Source organism: Methanospirillum sp. (genome assembly GCF_035406105.1).
In the GTDB taxonomy this organism is placed as follows: domain Archaea; phylum Halobacteriota; class Methanomicrobia; order Methanomicrobiales; family Methanospirillaceae; genus Methanospirillum.
In genome coordinates this window covers 1-2,337 of the sequence record NZ_DAONKG010000296.1, presented here as the reverse complement: position 1 = coordinate 2,337, position 2,337 = coordinate 1, and the positions used below count along the sequence as shown (strand labels likewise).

2 protein-coding genes are annotated in these 2,337 nt (G+C 44.9%); both read right to left on the bottom strand.

Features of this window, described 5'->3' with window-relative positions:
* Positions 1–1,764 (bottom strand): VIT and vWA domain-containing protein (locus PLA23_RS12615; protein ID WP_324475407.1); only part of this gene is annotated, 1,764 nt, incomplete at its 3' end.
* A gap of 51 nt (positions 1,765–1,815) precedes the next feature.
* Positions 1,816–2,148, bottom strand: a complete 333-nt coding sequence (locus tag PLA23_RS12610) for a helix-turn-helix domain-containing protein (RefSeq protein ID WP_324331643.1) — start codon at positions 2,146–2,148, stop codon at positions 1,816–1,818.
* Positions 2,149–2,337: the final 189 nt, after the last annotated feature.

Below are 2,337 nucleotides of genomic sequence, written 5' to 3'. Positions count from 1 at the left end.
ATTTCCTTCCGGATACAGGGATGTCTGCTCTTTTTCATATCCAAGACTTTTCAGAACTATCTGTAATTCATCCTCTGTATAGAACCCTCCCTGAATCTGTTCCAGTGTCCGGATACGAGAGCTTCCGAAGAGTTCACGAATTCCTGCCCCCTTTACCGGGATTATCACACCTGATTCTCTTTTGTTACCGTCTGCATCATAACGTGCAATGGAGATATCATCACCGATCAGGGGAACGCGAAATACTTCTGCGTACATACCGTATGGAAGACTGTTCAGGGATATTGAGCCGTTCTTATATGCTTGATCCCCTGATTCTACCAGATTCCGGTTCACAATGAAGGTGGGATTTCGTACGTATGGCTGTTTCCATGCATTCAGTGCAGACTGCAAAGCAGTAGTGATATCCTGCTCAGACGGATTAGAAGTCAGGAACCGGGCAATACCTTTTCCCACTCTGGCAAGTTCACGTACCAGGGGTGTGTTTGGCGATGCATCGATACATATCACCGATACGGAACGCATATCCTTCTGGCACTGTTCACTCCTGACCATTCTGATAAGCCGGCCTTCATCGGTCACCTCTGCATCGGTGATGATCACGATATGCCGGACAAATGACCCTTTTATCTTCGGGGACAACAGGGCCTGTTCAAGGGCGATTCCAAGATTTGTTCCACCTGAATCCTGATTATGTGTTAGAAAATTGATTGCCGAGTAAATGGACTGCTCGGTCCCGAGTATCGGGGATTTTGAGAGCCAGGAACAGGAGTCATGAAAAATTCCCAGGTTGAAATATTCATCTGATTGTAAGGTTTTGAGAAGGTTCTTCACCGTCCAGTCAGATGCCTGCCATTTCGGCCCTCTCATTGACCACGAATGATCCACCAATATGATAAGTTCCCGTTTTACCGGTTCATTATCCTCTTTCTTCGGGGAAGAAAAGGTTGTCAGGAGATAAGCACTGTTTTCTTCCGGATGCTCTTCAACCTGACATATGAATTGCGGAAGGTTCTGATCCTGTGGGGCGATACAGGTTAAAATAAAGTCACGGTCTGGTATCGCTTCAGTCTCCTGCAGGGTGATCCTGACCGAATCTTCTTTCTTTTCTGTGATTATCTGATGACTTGGACTTTTGATAACAGGGTTTCCATTGACGATGAGATCCAGAGTGAAAGTATGACCGGGATCAAGGAGCTGTATCTGCGGATGGGCATGTCGCTGAGGAAGTCGCATCTCATCATCCCGGATATACCGGGGGGAGACCGTAAGTGGAATTCGGAACACCATCTCCCAATCATCAATTATAGCATACTGGAGGAGAGAGATATTGACGGTTACTCTGTTGTCGGGTTCAATTCCGGTGAGTTGAAGGGTGAATATATCCGGAGTCTCCCTGGTGACCAGAATTCCTTTTCTTCCCTGTTCGAATGCTTTGTGATATTCATCTTTGGCGTCGTCCCGTTCTTTGAGGGTTGTTTTCAGAACCTCCTCCCCGAACGAGACCTGAACACCGGTTATGACTGCATCACCAGGAAGTGGAAACCGGTATATTGCCTCAATAGCATGATGAAAGGTTGCTTTCTTAAATCCGAAGATTTGTGAGAGTTGGAATTGTGCAAGGGGTCCGGTTATCACTCCGGTAAGCTGGGTTTGTTTGAGCGGGATAAAAAGTCGTTTTTTTCCGGTAGCACTATCAATAATTTCAAGAGTTCCCATACCATCAGGCATACTGTTCTCATAGATTACTGAATTAAATATCATGGCTTCATCCTGGGGAGATTTTTCGGCTCAATCCGCATTGTACTGGCGGATTCAGATCTCATCATCTTCGGGTGCATGGTTTTCCGGAGATTCTTTTTTCATGTGGGGCGTATACCGCTCATTGAGAAATACCTGAAGATCGGTTTCGATGATCCGGTAGGCTTTTCCTATCTTTACAGCGGGTAATTCCCGTCTCCGAATAAGATCACGGACTACTTCATCTTTCACACTCAGAATTTTCGCAACATCCTCGGTTGAGAGAAAATTGCCCTCCTTGAGAACGAATTTCTTCCGAATCTGTCGTTCTCTGGTGAGATCCACCAGGTAGGAGGAACCTCCGGGTGTGAATTGCCAGTGTTCTCCTGGTTTTTCGTCTCTGGTCATAGTGAGGGTTGTAAGTATATACTATCATATGTATTCATTTGTAATGAATGTATGCCTTTGTATATGTTTGTATAGTTCTATCGCGTAAGGAATGTATGGATGATTTTTTAAGAAAAGCAGAGAGGAATTTGGATCCCACATTCGTCAGATCTCATTATGAATTATATAATAGTAAACTATATAACTAAG